14 protein-coding genes are annotated in these 14,545 nt (G+C 63.0%); 5 read left to right on the top strand and 9 right to left on the bottom strand.

The window, feature by feature from the left end; genetic code table 11:
• Positions 1-13: 13 nt before the first annotated feature.
• The gene (locus ACF8EF_RS02330; RefSeq protein WP_392461876.1) at positions 14-502 is read left to right on the top strand and encodes a DUF2938 domain-containing protein; all 489 of its coding nucleotides are present in this window, start codon (positions 14-16) and stop codon (positions 500-502) included.
• Between the two features lie 364 nt (positions 503-866).
• Entirely contained in the window at positions 867-1,142 is a 276-nt protein-coding gene (locus ACF8EF_RS02325) for a hypothetical protein (protein WP_176685172.1), read from the top strand.
• Positions 1,143-1,403: 261 nt separating this feature from the next.
• On the opposite strand, the gene ACF8EF_RS02320 is transcribed toward ACF8EF_RS02325, so the two are convergent.
• Positions 1,404-2,210 carry an ABC transporter substrate-binding protein gene (locus tag ACF8EF_RS02320; protein ID WP_176685173.1) on the bottom strand — a complete coding sequence of 269 codons (807 nt, stop codon included), beginning with the start codon at positions 2,208-2,210 and terminating at the stop codon, positions 1,404-1,406.
• 121 nt (positions 2,211-2,331) lie between these two features.
• Here ACF8EF_RS02320 and dnaX point away from each other — a divergent pair, with 121 nt between their 5' ends.
• The 3 genes from dnaX to recR all read left to right on the top strand — a co-directional run bounded on the left by dnaX (position 2,332) and on the right by recR (position 5,769).
• A complete protein-coding gene (gene dnaX / locus ACF8EF_RS02315) occupies positions 2,332-4,407 on the top strand; it encodes a DNA polymerase III subunit gamma/tau (protein WP_176685174.1) in 2,076 nt (691 codons plus the stop codon).
• A gap of 63 nt (positions 4,408-4,470) precedes the next feature.
• Positions 4,471-4,806, top strand: coding sequence for a YbaB/EbfC family nucleoid-associated protein (locus ACF8EF_RS02310; protein ID WP_003254305.1), 336 nt, complete (start codon positions 4,471-4,473; stop codon positions 4,804-4,806).
• A 360-nt stretch (positions 4,807-5,166) separates the two neighbouring features.
• Positions 5,167-5,769 carry a recombination mediator RecR gene (gene recR, locus ACF8EF_RS02305; RefSeq protein ID WP_003254304.1) on the top strand — a complete coding sequence of 201 codons (603 nt, stop codon included), beginning with the start codon at positions 5,167-5,169 and terminating at the stop codon, positions 5,767-5,769.
• A 118-nt stretch (positions 5,770-5,887) separates the two neighbouring features.
• Here the strand turns inward: recR and ACF8EF_RS02300 are convergent, their stop codons facing one another.
• From ACF8EF_RS02300 to ccoG, 8 genes are all read right to left on the bottom strand, one after another.
• Positions 5,888-6,436 carry an adenine phosphoribosyltransferase gene (locus tag ACF8EF_RS02300; RefSeq protein WP_009683910.1) on the bottom strand — a complete coding sequence of 183 codons (549 nt, stop codon included), beginning with the start codon at positions 6,434-6,436 and terminating at the stop codon, positions 5,888-5,890.
• A gap of 55 nt (positions 6,437-6,491) precedes the next feature.
• The gene (gene fnrA / locus ACF8EF_RS02295) at positions 6,492-7,226 is read right to left on the bottom strand and encodes a Crp/Fnr family transcriptional regulator FnrA (protein WP_003254301.1); all 735 of its coding nucleotides are present in this window, start codon (positions 7,224-7,226) and stop codon (positions 6,492-6,494) included.
• Positions 7,227-7,411: 185 nt separating this feature from the next.
• Positions 7,412-8,794: an oxygen-independent coproporphyrinogen III oxidase gene (hemN, locus tag ACF8EF_RS02290; RefSeq protein WP_176685175.1), complete on the bottom strand. Its 1,383-nt coding sequence runs from the start codon at positions 8,792-8,794 to the stop codon at positions 7,412-7,414.
• A gap of 104 nt (positions 8,795-8,898) precedes the next feature.
• The gene (locus tag ACF8EF_RS02285; RefSeq protein ID WP_176685176.1) at positions 8,899-9,579 is read right to left on the bottom strand and encodes a sulfite exporter TauE/SafE family protein; all 681 of its coding nucleotides are present in this window, start codon (positions 9,577-9,579) and stop codon (positions 8,899-8,901) included.
• Positions 9,572-9,787: a cbb3-type cytochrome oxidase assembly protein CcoS gene (gene ccoS, locus ACF8EF_RS02280; RefSeq protein WP_176685177.1), complete on the bottom strand. Its 216-nt coding sequence runs from the start codon at positions 9,785-9,787 to the stop codon at positions 9,572-9,574. The genes ACF8EF_RS02285 and ccoS overlap by 8 nt, the downstream gene beginning before the upstream one ends.
• On the bottom strand, positions 9,766-12,240 hold the full coding sequence (locus tag ACF8EF_RS02275) for a heavy metal translocating P-type ATPase (RefSeq protein WP_392461874.1): 2,475 nt from the start codon (positions 12,238-12,240) through the stop codon (positions 9,766-9,768). The genes ccoS and ACF8EF_RS02275 overlap by 22 nt, the downstream gene beginning before the upstream one ends.
• A 136-nt stretch (positions 12,241-12,376) precedes the next feature.
• Positions 12,377-12,907, bottom strand: coding sequence for a FixH family protein (locus tag ACF8EF_RS02270; RefSeq protein ID WP_176685179.1), 531 nt, complete (start codon positions 12,905-12,907; stop codon positions 12,377-12,379).
• 15 nt (positions 12,908-12,922) lie between these two features.
• Positions 12,923-14,338, bottom strand: a complete 1,416-nt coding sequence (gene ccoG / locus ACF8EF_RS02265; protein WP_392461872.1) for a cytochrome c oxidase accessory protein CcoG — start codon at positions 14,336-14,338, stop codon at positions 12,923-12,925.
• Positions 14,339-14,545 lie beyond the last annotated feature (207 nt).

Raw genomic sequence — 14,545 nt, 5'->3', positions numbered from 1 at the left:
GAGGGCTTGTTCAATGACGTTTACTTCAATGTTTTTAGCTGCGTTGCCGATTGGCATCGGTGCCACAGTAGTGATGGACCTGTGGGGCCTGCTGCTGAGGCGGTTGGGTGTGGCAACGCTGAACTTTGCCATGGTCGGGCGTTGGGCGGGGCACTTGCTAGGCGGGCGTGTTTCGCACCAAGCGATTGCCAAAGCGGAACCGGTGCGAAACGAGTTGGCGTGGGGATGGGTGATTCACTGCGCCACCGGCGTGCTTTTCGCGATGCTGCTGCTTGTGATCGTAGGGGAGGGCTGGTTGCGATCGCCTACTCTTTTACCTGCGGTAGTTGTGGGTGTGGGTACAGTCATGGCGCCGCTGTGCTTCATGCAGCCGGCCATGGGGGCAGGGTTCTTTGCGTCCAGAACGCCGACACCTGCGCGGAACTGTTTGAAGAGCCTGGCCACGCATTTTGTGTTTGGTGTGGGGTTGTTCTTGAGTGCGTATTTACGGGCTTTGGTGTGAAGACAGGGATCCCGATTACAGTAAGCACATGATCAGAGTGCCCACTTTTAAGATAGGTCTGATAACAGTCTAGGAAAGCCCCTACGCGTCAGGCAGGCATAGCGAATTATCCTACGTGTTCCGTCGACTCCCGTCTGATTGTCCCGGTCAACCTCGCCCACTAGGCTTTCGCGGTCGCTGTCAGTTCAGCGATCGGGTGTGGAAGCCTGGGTGGCACATGGGACAGTTGTCATTTATGGCGGCTGTGCGCGGGAGGTATTCATACCTGCCGGGTCTACCGTGTGCCTGGTCTTCCACCCCGCGTACAGTTGCCACCCTAATGCGTGGAAGCAGAAGGGGACAACACAGCCAACACGGAGCTGTCATGAAAAAACTGGTCCCCGATCCGCCCCACGTCTTCGATCTTCCCCAAGGCAAATCCCTTTCCCGCGCGATCAGCGAAGGCATCGTCCCGATGGAGTTCGCGTTGATGAATGTGTCCCACTACCTGATGTTCGCCTACAGCGATAGCCGGCGGGCGCTTGAGCGTATTCAGGACGTAGAAACCAGGCAGTTGTTGGAGCATGGGTTGCGGGCCATGCAGATTGCCTGGGGGCAGGCGGATGCTGTCAGCGTGGCGTTTGAACGTAAAGGCCGGTGACGTTGAGTTTGTGATAGAGATTGTGAGTGTGCCGCACAACGCTGTGGGAGCGGGCGTGCCCGCGAAGAATATAGCGCGGTGGATGGCACGGGCTTCGCCCGTGTTCGCGGGCAAGCCCGCTCCCACAGGGATGGACTGCCCCCAAGAAGTTGGACACCAATCCAACCCTTGGGAGCAGTCCAGGGATAGCGCCAGCTTTTAGAAATTGAGCAAGACAGTTGCTCCCACAGTGCGCAAGCGTTCGCGAAATGAGCAGTGCCGTTAGTTGCGCTGGCTGTGTGCCGGCATTTTGCTGGGTATTTCGGGTCGGGCCACAGACATACTGTCCGGGTCACCCGTCCCTCCATACCGCCGCACAATTCGCTCGATCTCCCCTGACTGCTTCATTCTTACCAGCGCCCGCAACAGCCCTTGTGTCGGTATCGCCGGATCGTTGCGCACCATGCACCCCAAATCCTGTTCGTCCAGCACCGCCAGTGTTTGCAGCTGCTGCTCCGCTGGCAATCCCTGGTTGAACCACTGCAACGACAACTGGTTGCTCACCGCATGGCGGTACCGGCCTGCCTGCAGCTTTTGCAGCACCAGCAACTGGCTGCGGCTGTCCTCACGGTGCAGTTGGCCGTTGTCCAGCAGTGGTTGCAGGGTTGAATAGGTGTAGCCCAGCACCGTGCCGATCGCCTGGGGTGGCAGTCGCTCCGGGGGTGTCGGGGTGCTGTCGCCAGCGCGGCCAACCAGCACGTCGCGCTGATGAATCAGCGGGATACTCCACACAAAATCCCTTGGACGGTCGTTGAGCCATTGGGTACTCACGTAGCAACGGACATCTATGTCGCCGCTGCTCATCGCCTCCTCCAGACGCAGGCGGGCCATGACGTGAAACTCGGGGCGAACGCCCACCTCCCTGGCAACGGCTTGCATCAGGTCGTGAAGCAATCCCTCCACTGGCTGATCGTCTTCGATGCGCACCAGCGGCATGCTCCAGCTCTCGGCTACGGAAAAGCGTAGCACCGGCTGGTCAGCCAGGCTGTGGGTAGACCACAGCAGTAACAGGGCCAGCAGACTTCGCAAAGGCAATCCTCCCTGGACAATGCGTCATTCCAAGCTTAGACGACTCGCGCAGGGTGCAATTTTGCCCCCGCTCCGCTAGCATTAGCGATCTTCCGCTCGATCAGGCTACGATGGTTTTTCGATGAGTTATCAGGTTCTTGCACGAAAATGGCGTCCGCGCTCGTTCCGCGAAATGGTCGGCCAGACCCATGTGCTCAAGGCCTTGATCAATGCCTTGGACAACCAGCGCCTGCACCATGCCTACCTGTTCACCGGTACCCGCGGCGTGGGCAAGACGACCATCGCCCGTATCATCGCCAAGTGCCTGAACTGCGAAACCGGCATCACCTCCACGCCCTGTGGCACCTGTTCGGTGTGCCGTGAAATCGACGAAGGCCGCTTCGTCGACCTGATCGAGATCGACGCCGCCAGCCGCACCAAGGTCGAGGACACCCGCGAACTGCTCGATAACGTGCAGTACGCCCCCAGCCGTGGGCGCTTCAAGGTCTACCTGATCGACGAAGTGCACATGCTCTCGACCCACTCGTTCAACGCCTTGCTCAAGACGCTGGAAGAGCCGCCGCCCTACGTCAAGTTCATCCTCGCCACCACCGACCCGCAGAAGCTGCCGGCCACCATCCTGTCGCGCTGCCTGCAGTTCTCGTTGAAGAACATGAGCCCGGAGCGGGTGGTGGAGCACCTCAGCCATGTACTGGCCGCCGAGAACGTGCCGTTCGAGGAAGATGCCCTGTGGCTGCTGGGCCGTGCGGCCGATGGCTCCATGCGTGATGCCATGAGCCTGACCGATCAGGCCATTGCTTTTGGTGAAGGCAAGGTACTGGCCGCCGATGTGCGTGCCATGTTGGGTAGCCTCGACCATGGCCAGGTGTATGGTGTCTTGCAGGCACTGCTCGAAGGCGATGCCAGGGCTTTGCTGGAGGCCGTGCGTAACCTGGCCGAGCAAGGGCCGGACTGGTCGGGTGTTCTGGCCGAAATGCTCAATGTGCTGCACCGTGTAGCCATTGCCCAGGCGCTGCCCGACGCGGTAGACAACGGCCAGGGTGATCGCGAGCGGGTGTTGGCACTGGCTTCGGCGCTGCCGGCCGAGGATGTGCAGTTCTATTATCAGATGGGCCTGATTGGCCGCCGTGACCTGCCCCTTGCGCCGGACCCGCGCGGCGGCTTCGAGATGGTGCTGCTGCGCATGCTGGCGTTCCGCCCGGCCGACACGGACGACGCGCCGAAGCCGGTGCTAAAGCCAGTGGGGATCAGCCAGGCCACAGCTGATCCTGCAGCGCAGGTGGCAGCCCCGGCGTCGGTCGCGCTTTCATCGCCTGTCGCCGCCGTGCCGGCGGAGCCGGTAGCGCAAGTGCCGCAGCTGGAGGTGCCTGCCCCCGCGACGGCTGACCATGAGCCGGAGGCCGAGCCAGACGTTGAGCTGAAGGCCGAAGCCGAGGCCATCTCCGTACCTGAGCCTGTCGCCGAAGTGGTCGACCTGCCGTGGGAAGAACCTGCAGTTGCACCTGCGCCTTTAGCGGCTGAACCTGCGCCTGCCCCGGCTCCTGCGCCCGAGCCTGTTGCCCCGGTGGCGCCCGCACAGGCTACCCCAGCGCACGACGAGCCGCCCTTCGACCCGTCCGCCTACGCTGCCGTGGGGATGGACCGCGACGATGAGCCACCGCTGGACGAAGACTATTACGGCGGCGAAATCGATCCGGCAGGTTTCAGCTACCTGGACGAGTTGGCCGAACATGTTCAGGAAGACGTCTCCAAACCGGCTGCCGAACCGTTGCCGGCAGCCAAACCGGCTACCGGCCTGGCCCTGCAATGGCTGGAATTATTCCCACAGTTGCCTGTGTCCGGGATGACAGGCAACATCGCGGCAAACTGTACGCTGATTGCCGCCGAGGGCGACGACTGGTTGCTGCATCTGGACCCGGGCCAGGGGGCGCTGTTCAACGCCACCCAGCAGCGGCGCCTGAACGAAGCGCTCAACCAGCACCTGGGGCGCACGCTGAACCTGCGCATCGAGCTGATCCTGCCAGAGCAGGAAACCCCGGCTCAGGCGGCGGCACGCAAGCGAGCCGAGCGCCAGCAGGACGCCGTCGCGTCGATCGAGCAGGATCCGTTGATCCAGCAGATGATCAAGTTGTTCGGCGCCAAGGTGCGGCAGGATACTATTGAGCCTGTAGAAGCCCTGGCCAGTCAGGGCCAGTAACGGATAACCATGCGGCCGGCCCGGTGCCGGGCCGCATCACATGACCCAATCGAGGTATACCCCATGATGAAAGGTGGCATGGCCGGCCTGATGAAGCAGGCCCAGCAGATGCAGGAAAAAATGCAGAAGATGCAGGAAGAACTGGCCAACGCCGAAGTCACTGGCCAGTCCGGTGGCGGCCTGGTGAGCGTGGTGATGACCGGTCGTCACGACGTCAAGCGCGTCAGCATCGACCAGAGCCTGATGTCGACTGATGAAGACGACAAGGAAGTACTGGAAGACCTTATTGCCGCTGCGCTGAACGACGCAGTGCGCAAGGTTGAGCAAAGCAGCCAGGAAAAGATGGGCGGCATGACCGCCGGCATGCAGCTGCCGCCAGGCTTCAAGATGCCGTTCTAAGGCATTGAGGTACTCAAAAACGCCGCTGATATCAGCGGCGTTTTTTTGCGTAGATTTCACCCAACTGCGGTCTGCTTTTTTATGTCGGGTGCAACTGTTGTGCTCGAACTTTGAAATTTTGCACGATCACTGTGGGAGCGGGCATGCCCGCGAACACGGGCGAAGCCCGTGCCATCCACTGTGCAGCCTGCTTCGCGGGCATGCCCGCTCCCACAGTGATCACACTAGCTTTCCAGTTTTGTGCAAGGCAGTTGCTTCTATCATAAAACTGCAGGCCGCGTAGACTTGGGGTGACCTGATTTGACGCCACCGCCCCCGCTGGGTATAAACCGCCTCTTATTGAATTGTCAGGCCTTTCCCATGAGCTTCAGCCCCCTCATCCGCCAACTGATCGATGGCCTGCGCATCTTGCCAGGCGTTGGCCAGAAAACCGCCCAGCGCATGGCCCTGCAACTGCTCGAGCGCGACCGCAGCGGTGGGCTGCGCCTGGCTCAGGCCTTGACCCAGGCCATGGAAGGGGTAGGGCATTGCCGCCAGTGTCGCACCCTCACCGAGCAGGAGCTGTGCCCGCAGTGTGCCGACCCGCGCCGTGACGACACACAGCTGTGCGTGGTCGAGGGGCCGACCGATGTGTATGCGGTGGAGCAGACTGGCTACCGTGGCCGTTACTTCGTGCTCAAGGGGCACCTGTCGCCGCTGGATGGCCTGGGGCCTGAGGCGATCGGTATTCCGCAGCTGATGGCGCGGATCGAAGAGCAGGGCACTTTTACCGAGGTGATCCTGGCGACCAACCCGACGGTGGAGGGGGAGGCGACGGCGCATTACATTGCCCAGTTGCTGAGCGAGAAGGGCTTGGTGGCGTCTCGCATTGCCCATGGTGTGCCGCTGGGCGGTGAGCTGGAGATGGTGGACGGCGGTACCTTGGCCCATGCCTTTGCAGGGCGCCGGCCCATTTCGCTCTGATTCATTGGGGCCGCTTGGCGGCCCATTCACGGGTAAACCCGCGCCTACAAAACATACGCGGCCTTTGTAGGAGCGGGTTTACCCGCGAATGGGCTGCAAAGCAGCCCCAAAAGCCCACTCAGTACTCGCTGAGGGAAAACTCGGTCAGGCAGAAGGTAGGCACCCCGGCCGCCTGCAACCGACGCGAGCCGTCCAGTTCCGGCAGGTCGATGATCGCCGCCGCCTCGAACACCTGCGCCCCGGTACGACGTACCAGGTTGGCCGCCGCCAGCAGCGTGCCGCCAGTAGCAATCAGGTCATCGAAGATCAACACCGAATCGCCTTCACACAGACTGTCGGCATGCACTTCCAGGAAGGCCTCGCCGTACTCGGTCTGGTAACCCTCGCTCAGCACGTCAGCCGGCAGCTTGCCCTGCTTGCGGAACAGGATCAGCGGCTTGTTCAACTGGTGGGCAATGATCGAGCCGATCAGGAAGCCCCGCGCGTCCATGGCGCCGATGTGGCTGAATTCCGCCTCGACATAGCGCTCGATGAACTGGTCGGCCACATAGCGCAGCCCGCGTGGCGACTGGAATAACGGGGTAATGTCGCGGAAGATCACACCCGGTTTGGGGAAGTCCACTACCGGGCGGATCAGGGCTTTGAGGTCGAAGGCGTCGCTGTGCATTGTTGCGGGTATCCTGGGAAAACGAATGCCCAAGTATACCCGCTAAAGACTGGCCTCAGGCCTCGATTGCACCACCGGCCAGCGCGCACAGCTGGATCGGGTCGAGGATGTGCACTTCCTTGCCCTCGGCGCGCAGCAGGCCGTTCTGCTGGAAGCGGGTGAACACCCGCGACACGGTTTCTACCGCCAGGCCAAGGTAGTTGCCGATTTCGTTGCGCGACATGCTCAGGCGGAACTGATTGGCCGAATAGCCGCGAGCGCGGAAGCGCGCCGACAGATTGACCAGGAAGGTGGCAATGCGCTCGTCGGCGGTCTTTTTCGACAGCAGCAGCATCATTTGCTGGTCGTCGCGGATTTCGCGGCTCATTACCCGCATCAGCTGGCGACGTAGCTGTGGCAGTTGCACCGACAGCTCGTCCAGCCGCTCGAAGGGGATTTCACACACCGAAGTGGTTTCCTGAGCCTGGGCCGATACCGGGTAGGCCTCGGTATCCATGCCCGACAGGCCGACCAGCTCGCTGGGCAGGTGAAAGCCCGTGATCTGCTCTTCGCCGCTGTCGCTGAGGCTGAAGGTTTTCAGGGCCCCGGACCGTACTGCGTAGACCGAGCCAAAACTGTCACCCTGGCGGAACAGAAACTCGCCTTTCTTGAGCGGCCGCCCGCGTTTGACGATTTCATCCAGTGCGTCCATGTCTTCCAGGTTCAGCGAAAGAGGCAGGCACAGGGGGGCCAGGCTGCAATCCTTGCAATGGGCCTGGTTGTGTGGGCGCAGTTTGACTGGCTCGGACATTTGAATCGATCCTTGTGGGAAAGCACACATAAGTCGTAAGGGTAACTCACGACACAGGGTGTAGGCCAGTGTGCGCGATGATGGTGCGCGCTGGCGAAACCCCGGCAGCTGGCCTGCCGGGAGTCCTTGTGTGCTGATAGTGTGCCTGACAAGGAAGCTTGTCCATGCGGTGAACGCCTTGTTTTTCAGATCACTCGCGAGAAGCGCTGGCGGTTGTGCATCGTCAGGTAGGCGTCGAACACCATGCATACCGAGCGCGCCAGCAGCCGGCCGGCGGGCAGGATGCGAATGCCCTTGTCGTCCAGGCTGATCAGGCCGTCGCGCTGCAAGGTCAGCAGCTCGGGCCAGAGGTCGTTGAAGTAACCGCGAAAATCCAGGGTGAAAGCCTGTTCGATGGGTTCGAAATCCAGCTCGAAATGGCAGATCAGTTGCTGGATCACCGCCCGGCGTATGCGATCGTCGTGGTTGCACAGCAAGCCGCGCTGGGTGGCCAGTTGGGCGTTGGACAGGCTGTCCTGATAGGTGCTGAGGTCACTGCTGTTCTGGCAGTACAGGTCGCCGATCTGGCTGATCGCCGACACGCCCAGGCCAATCAGGTCGCAATGCCCGTGGGTGGTGTAGCCCTGGAAGTTGCGCTGCAAGGTGCCTTCTTCCTGGGCAATGGCCAGTTCGTCGTCGGGCAGGGCGAAATGGTCCATGCCGATGTAGCGGTAACCGGCGGCGGTCAGTTGGTCGATGGTGGCGTGCAGCATCTCCAGCTTGGCGGCGGCGCTGGGCAGGTCGTTGCTGTCGATGCGCCGTTGCGGCATGAAGCGCTCTGGAAGGTGGGCATAGTTGAACACCGACAGGCGGTCGGGCTGCAGGCGGATCACCTCTTCGACGGTGCGGGCGAAGCCTTCCGGGGTTTGCTTGGGCAGGCCGTAGATCAGGTCGAGGTTGACCGAGCGAAACTGTAGTGTGCGGGCAGCCTCGATCAGGGTGCGGGTCTGCTCCAGGCTCTGCAGGCGGTTGATCGCCCGCTGCACGGCCGGGTCGAGGTCCTGCACGCCCAGGCTGACGCGGTTGAAGCCCAATTCGCGAAGCAGGCCCATGGTCGACCAGTCGGCTTCGCGGGGGTCGATCTCGATGCCGTAGTCGCCGGAATCGTCGTCCAGCAGGTGGAAGTGCTGGCGCAGGGTGGCCATCAGCTGGCGCAGTTCCACATGGCTGAGGAAGGTTGGTGTGCCGCCGCCAAAATGCAGCTGTTCCACACGTTGTTTAGGGTCCAGGTGGCAGGCGATCAACTGGATTTCCTGCTCCAGGCGCTGCAGGTAGGGCGCGGCGCGCGCGCGGTCCTTGGTGATGACCTTGTTGCAGGCGCAGTAGTAGCAGATGTTGGCGCAGAACGGCACATGCACGTACAGCGACAGCGGGCGCACGGCCCGTCGGCTCTCGCGCAGGGCGTTGAGCAGGTCGAACGAACCCACCTCGCTGTGCAGTTGCACGGCGGTTGGGTAAGAGGTGTAGCGTGGCCCGGCGAGATCGTAGCGGCGGATCAGGTCGGTATCCCAACGTAGTTCGTCGAGCATGAGGGTAGTCCCCGGAAAGAGCAGCAGTGCACCGGAGTCTATGGCCGTCTGTAGGAAACTGTGTTGATTTGTATCAAGGGCATTGGGTCCGCAGAGCGGCCCCGTCAATGCCCCATCAGCCAGTGCTGGTGTGGGCCTGGCAGGGTCCAGACACCGAACAGCATCACCAGCACACCGCCCGCCACACGCACGCTGCGTCGTCGCAACAGGGCGTTTACCCGTTCGGCAGCCAGCCCGGTTGCCAGCAACACTGGCCAGGTGCCCACCCCGAACGCCAGCATCAACGCTGCGCTGTAGCCGGCATTGCCCTGGCTGGCCGCCCACAGCAGGGTGCTGTACACCAGCCCGCACGGCAGCCAGCCCCATAGGGCGCCCAGCAGCAATGCCCGGGGCAGGCTGGACACCGGCAGCAAGCGCGACGTCAGCGGCTGGATATGCCGCCACAACCCGCGGCCAAGCGCCTCGATGCGGGTCAGCCCGCTCCACCAGCCGGCCAGGTACAGGCCCATGGCAATCAGCAGCAGCGCCGCAGCCACCCGCAGCGCCAGCGCTGCCGGGCTGCTGGCCACGGCCCAGCCTGCCAGGCCCAGCAGCAGGCCGGCGCAGGCATAACTGAGAACGCGCCCGAGGTTGTAGGCCAGCAGCAGGCGCAGGCGCCTGCCACGTTGTTCGGGCGGTATTGCCAGGGTCAGGGCCCCCATCAGGCCGCCACACATGCCCAGGCAGTGGCCGCCACCCAGCAGGCCAAGGACCAGCGCCGAGCCAAGGGGAAGCAGGTCAGGCACGTGGAGGTGGTTCCTTGTCGGTGTCGGTTGGGGCGTCGTCGGGCTTCACGGCCGCCTGGTGGCGCGGGTCCTGATCGTCGAACAGGATGCTGTGGGCGGGGCCTTCAAGGTCGTCGTACTGGCCGCTGTCTACCGCCCAGAAGAAGATGTACACGGCCACGCCGACCAGCAGCAGGGCTGCCGGAATCATGACATAGAGGGCGGGCATGGCGACTTCCTCCCGGATAAAGGGGCTTCGTGGGGCAGCGGGCCCAAGGCCACTGGCATACGGGTCAGGCGCAGGGCATTGAGCACCACGATCAGCGAGCTGACCGACATGCCGATGGCGGCCCACACCGGCGTGATCCAGCCGAGCGCGGCAAACGGCAACATCAGGCCATTATACAGGGTCGCCCACAGCAGGTTCTCGAGGATGTTGCGCCGCGTTCGACGGGCCAGGTCGAAGGCCTGCACCAGCGCTTGCAGGCGGTTGGACAGCAGTACGGCATCGGCGCTGGTCTTGGCAAGGTCGGTGGCGCTACCCATGGCGATGCTGATGTCGGCAGCGGCCAGCACCGGCACATCGTTGACACCGTCGCCAAGCATCAGCACCTTGCGCCCCTGCGCCTGCAGGGCTTTCAGCCGGTCAAGCTTGTCGTCTGGCCGCAGGCCGCCAATGGCCTGGTCGATGCCCAGTTGTGCGGCCACTTCGGCAACCATCGGCGAGCTGTCGCCCGACAGCAGCAGCGTGCGCCAGCCACGTGCCTTGCAGGCAGCGAGCAGGGCAGGGGCATCGTCGCGCAGACGGTCGTCCAGGCCAAACCAGGCCAATGGCCCCTGGCGGTCGCCCAGCAGCAGCCATTGGCCGCGAGGCTCCGGCACGGCGGGGATCTGCGCGCCGCTCAAGGCGCAGACGAAGGTGGCCTGACCAATGCGCAGGCGCTGCCCGTCCACCAGCCCTTCCAGGCCCAGGCCAGGTACGGTCTGCACATCATCGGCAGGCGTGGCGGTACGGCCGAAGGCACGGGCGATGGGGTGTTCGGAGCGGTTTTCCAACGCGGCGGCAAGGGCCAGGCAGCGGTCGGCTGCCTGGTTGCCGAGCGGGCGAATGCTGCGCAAGGTCAGGCGGCCTTCGGTCAGTGTGCCGGTCTTGTCGAAGATTACCGTGTCGATCTGGTTCAGGCCTTCCAGCACATGACCGCGGGTCACCAACAGGCCGAGCTTGTGCAGGGTTCCGGTGGCGGCGGTCAGTGCGGTTGGCGTAGCCAAAGACAGGGCACAAGGGCAGGTGGCCACGAGCATGGCCAGCACGATCCAGAACGCCCGCGTCGGGTCCAGGTGCCACCACCACAGGCCGATGGCAACGGCGGCCAGCAGCGAAAACAGCAGGAACCACTGCGAGGCACGGTCGGCAATTTCCGCCAGGCGCGGTTTTTCGGTCTGTGCACGCTCCAGCAGGCGGACGATGGCCGACAACCGTGAATCGTGACCGAGGGCTTCGACTTCCACGTTCAGGGTGCTTTCGACGTTCAACGTGCCGCCGGTGACCCGTTCGCCTACTTGGCGGGGCTGTGGCAGGTATTCGCCGGTCAGCAGTGATTCGTCGACGCTGGAGCGGCCTTCTACGATACGCCCGTCGGCCGGGATTACCGCACCTGGCAGCACTTGCACGGTGTCACCGCAGCGCAGTTCGCCAAGGAGGATGCGCTCGCTGCGGCCGATGGCGTCCAGGCGCAGGCACGAGGCTGGCAGCAGGTTGACCAGCTGGGCAGTGGCCGCAGCCGTGCGTTCTCGGGCTCGGCGTTCCAGGTAGCGGCCGGTGAGGAGAAACAGGGCGAACATGCCCACGGTGTCGAAATACAGCTCGCCGCTGCCGGTGATGGCCGTCCAGATGCCAGCGCCGAAGGCCAGGCCAATGGCCAGCGACACTGAAACGTCCATGGTCAGGTGGCGGGTGCGCAGGTCGCGTGCCGCGCCTTTGAAGAACGGCGCGCAGCTGTAGAACACGATGGGGATGGTGAGGAACAGTGCCACCCAGCGCAGAATGGTGTGCAGTTCGGGCGACAGGTCGATGTTGAACTCCGGCCAGGTGGCCATGGTTGCCATCATCGCCTGGAACCACAGCAGCCCGGCCACGCCCAGGCGGCGCAAGGCGCTACGGTTCTCCCGGGCCAGCTGTTCGGTAGCCTGGTCGGGCTGATAGGGATGGGCGGCGTAGCCGATCTGTCGTAGCTCGGTGAGCAGGCGCGACAGCGGTAGCTGGTTGTCGTCCCAGTTCAGCAGCAGGCGGTGATTGGACAGATTCAGGCGCGCTTCGGCGACACCGGGCAGGTTGCGCAAGTGCTTTTCGATCAGCCAACCGCAGGCGGCGCAACTGATGCCTTCGACCAGCAGGGTGGTTTCGGCCAGCTCGCCCTGGTGGCGGACGAAGGTTTGTTGCACGTCGCTGCGGTCGTAGAGGGCCAGTTCGTCCTGCAGTTGCTTGGGCAGGGCTTCGGGGTTGGCGCTGTTGTCGCTACGGTGCTGGTAGTAATGTTCCAGGCCTCCAGCGACGATCGACTCGGCCACCGCCTGACAGCCTGGGCAGCAGAACTGCCGGGGCTGGCCGAGGACCACGGCGGTGAAGCGGCTGCCGGTGGGGACGGGCAGGGCGCAGTGGTAGCAGGGGGTGGGTTGGGTCATAGGGCAGACACTGCTCAGGCAGATAGGAAACCCTGTGGGAGCGGGCGCGCCCGCGAATGCGTCAGACCTGGAAATACCTTTGCCTGAGCTATCGCATTCGCGGGCGTGCCCGCTCCCACAGGGATTTGCGGTGTTGCTACTGTTGGTGTTCGGCGCCTTGCAGTGCTTCATCACCCAGCTGCAAGGTCACACCATGCGCCACTTTTTCCTCTTCGAACAGCCGCCACACCTGGCCCCCTTCGCTGCCCAGCAGTTCGACAAAGCGGCGCCCGTCGACCTTGTCTTCCAACTGCCCCACATAGCGCCCTGCTTCGACCCGGCTCAGTAGCACCTTGCGGTCCTTCTCTGGCTGGGTTGGCGAAATCAGGTTCAGCTCCAGGCTTTGCGGGTCGCTGTTACCGGTCAGGCGCAGGTCTGCTTCGCCGGTCAGTTCGTCCAGATGCACGCTGGCTTTCAGGCCCAGCTGCTGCGCCAGCAGCTCGCGGTCCAGCGAGCGGTTGATGCCCTTGCCGGCCTCGTAGTAGTTGTCGTTCACCAGGTTGTCCGGGTTGTGCACAGCGATGCTGACCATGGTCAGGCTCAGGCACACCGAGGTGGTAAGGATGCCGATGATGATCCAGGGCCAGAGGTGTTTGTACCAGGGGCTGGCGGCGGTGGCGGCAGGCATTGTGCGTTATCTCTCTTAGCGGATCTGTGGGCCGATGAAACGGCTCTTGGCTTCAACCTGGGCGTCACTGTCGTCGGCGCTCTTGAGGATGAAGGTGATTTCGTTGGTGGTCGATGGCAGTTTCTCGGGGGCGACCGACAGCTGCACGGGAAGGCTGACGATATCACCGGCTGCCACGCGGATTTCGCGTTGGCCTTCGAGCTTGAGGTCCGGCAGGCCGGCGGCGTCCAGCACGTAGACGTGATCGCGCTGGTCCTTGTTCATCACCTTCAGGCTATACACGTTCTCGATCCGCCCCTGGGCGTTTTCGCGGTACAGCACGCGGTCTTTGCTGACGTCGAAGCCGACCAGCGAACGGGTAGCGAAGGCCGTCGCCAGCCCGACCATCATCACCAGCAGTACCACGGCATAGCCGATCAGGCGCGGGCGCAGCATGTGGGTCTTCTGCCCGGACAGGTTGTGTTCGGTGGTGTAGCTGATCAGCCCTTTGGGGTAGTTCATCTTGTCCATGATGCTGTCGCAGGCATCGATACAGGCGGCGCAGCCGATGCACTCGATCTGCAGGCCGTCACGGATATCGATGCCGGTAGGGCAGACCTGCACGCACATGGTGCAGTCGATGCAGTCACCCAAGCCTTGGGCCTTGTAGTCAGCGTCTTTTTTTCGTGGCCCGCGGGTTTCGCCGCGGCGTGGGTCGTAGGACACGATCAGCGTGTCCTTGTCGAACATCACGCTCTGGAAGCGTGCATAGGGGCACATGTACACGCACACCTGTTCGCGCAGCCAGCCGGCGTTGCCGTAAGTGGCGAGGGTGAAGAAACCGACCCAGAAGTAGGCCCAGCCAGCGGCCTGGCCCGTGAAGAATTCGATCACCAGTTCACGGATCGGCGAGAAGTAGCCGACAAAGGTCATGCCGGTGACAAAGCCGATCAGCAGCCACAGGCTGTGCTTGGCGAATTTGCGCAGGAACTTGTTGCCGCTCATGGGGGCTTTGTCGAGCTTCATGCGCTGGTTGCGGTCACCCTCGGTGACCTTTTCGCACCACATGAAAATCCAGGTCCACACGCTTTGCGGGCAGGTGTAGCCGCACCACACCCGGCCGGCGAACACCGTGATGAAGAACAGGCCGAAGGCGGCGACGATGAGAATGCCCGAGAGCAGGATGAAGTCTTGCGGCCAGATGGTGGCGCCGAAGATGTAGAACTTGCGCTCGGGCAGGTTCCACCACACGGCCTGGTGACCGCCCCAGTTCAGCCACACAGTGCCGAAGTACAGCAGGAACAGTGCGGCACCACCGACCATGCGCAGGCGACGGAACAGGCCGGTGAAGGCGCGAGTGTAGATTTTTTCGCGGGAGGCATAGAGGTCGACGGAATCCTTCCCTTTGTTGGCGGGCGGGGTTACATCATGTACCGGAATTTGCTTGCTCATCATCAAGTCCCACGGCAGTGGAGAAACGCCGCGGCCAGTGCGTGCGGGCCGCAGTCTCGCGCAATCTGCTAGCGCTCTGCGGACCATGATACGCCGCTGATGGCAGTATGGGTTCGCACTGCGACCTTTAGTCGCGTTGGGTTCGTGGTATGAAACGTGTTATGGCGGGTGTCAATTGATCCAGGTCACTTGCCTGCGAGAAATGCT

The sequence above is a fragment of the Pseudomonas sp. zjy_15 genome, assembly GCF_043101865.1.
GTDB lineage: Bacteria > Pseudomonadota > Gammaproteobacteria > Pseudomonadales > Pseudomonadaceae > Aquipseudomonas > Aquipseudomonas putida_Y.
The sequence above is the reverse complement of the archived record's forward strand: the minus strand, read 5'-3'. Positions and strand labels throughout refer to the sequence as shown.

Excerpts from the sequence above, each read along its gene's own strand:
- ACF8EF_RS02330 (WP_392461876.1), top strand. The coding sequence starts at position 14 with ATGACGTTTACTTCAATGTTTTTAGCTGCGTTGCCGATTGGCATCGGT.
- ACF8EF_RS02325 (WP_176685172.1), top strand. The coding sequence starts at position 867 with ATGAAAAAACTGGTCCCCGATCCGCCCCACGTCTTCGATCTTCCCCAA.
- dnaX (WP_176685174.1), top strand. The coding sequence starts at position 2,332 with ATGAGTTATCAGGTTCTTGCACGAAAATGGCGTCCGCGCTCGTTCCGC.
- ACF8EF_RS02310 (WP_003254305.1), top strand. The coding sequence starts at position 4,471 with ATGATGAAAGGTGGCATGGCCGGCCTGATGAAGCAGGCCCAGCAGATG.
- recR (WP_003254304.1), top strand. The coding sequence starts at position 5,167 with ATGAGCTTCAGCCCCCTCATCCGCCAACTGATCGATGGCCTGCGCATC.
- ACF8EF_RS02300 (WP_009683910.1), bottom strand. The coding sequence starts at position 6,436 with ATGCACAGCGACGCCTTCGACCTCAAAGCCCTGATCCGCCCGGTAGTG.
- fnrA (WP_003254301.1), bottom strand. The coding sequence starts at position 7,226 with ATGTCCGAGCCAGTCAAACTGCGCCCACACAACCAGGCCCATTGCAAG.
- hemN (WP_176685175.1), bottom strand. The coding sequence starts at position 8,794 with ATGCTCGACGAACTACGTTGGGATACCGACCTGATCCGCCGCTACGAT.
- ccoS (WP_176685177.1), bottom strand. The coding sequence starts at position 9,787 with ATGCCCGCCCTCTATGTCATGATTCCGGCAGCCCTGCTGCTGGTCGGC.
- ACF8EF_RS02275 (WP_392461874.1), bottom strand. The coding sequence starts at position 12,240 with ATGACCCAACCCACCCCCTGCTACCACTGCGCCCTGCCCGTCCCCACC.
- ACF8EF_RS02270 (WP_176685179.1), bottom strand. The coding sequence starts at position 12,907 with ATGCCTGCCGCCACCGCCGCCAGCCCCTGGTACAAACACCTCTGGCCC.
- ccoG (WP_392461872.1), bottom strand. The coding sequence starts at position 14,338 with ATGAGCAAGCAAATTCCGGTACATGATGTAACCCCGCCCGCCAACAAA.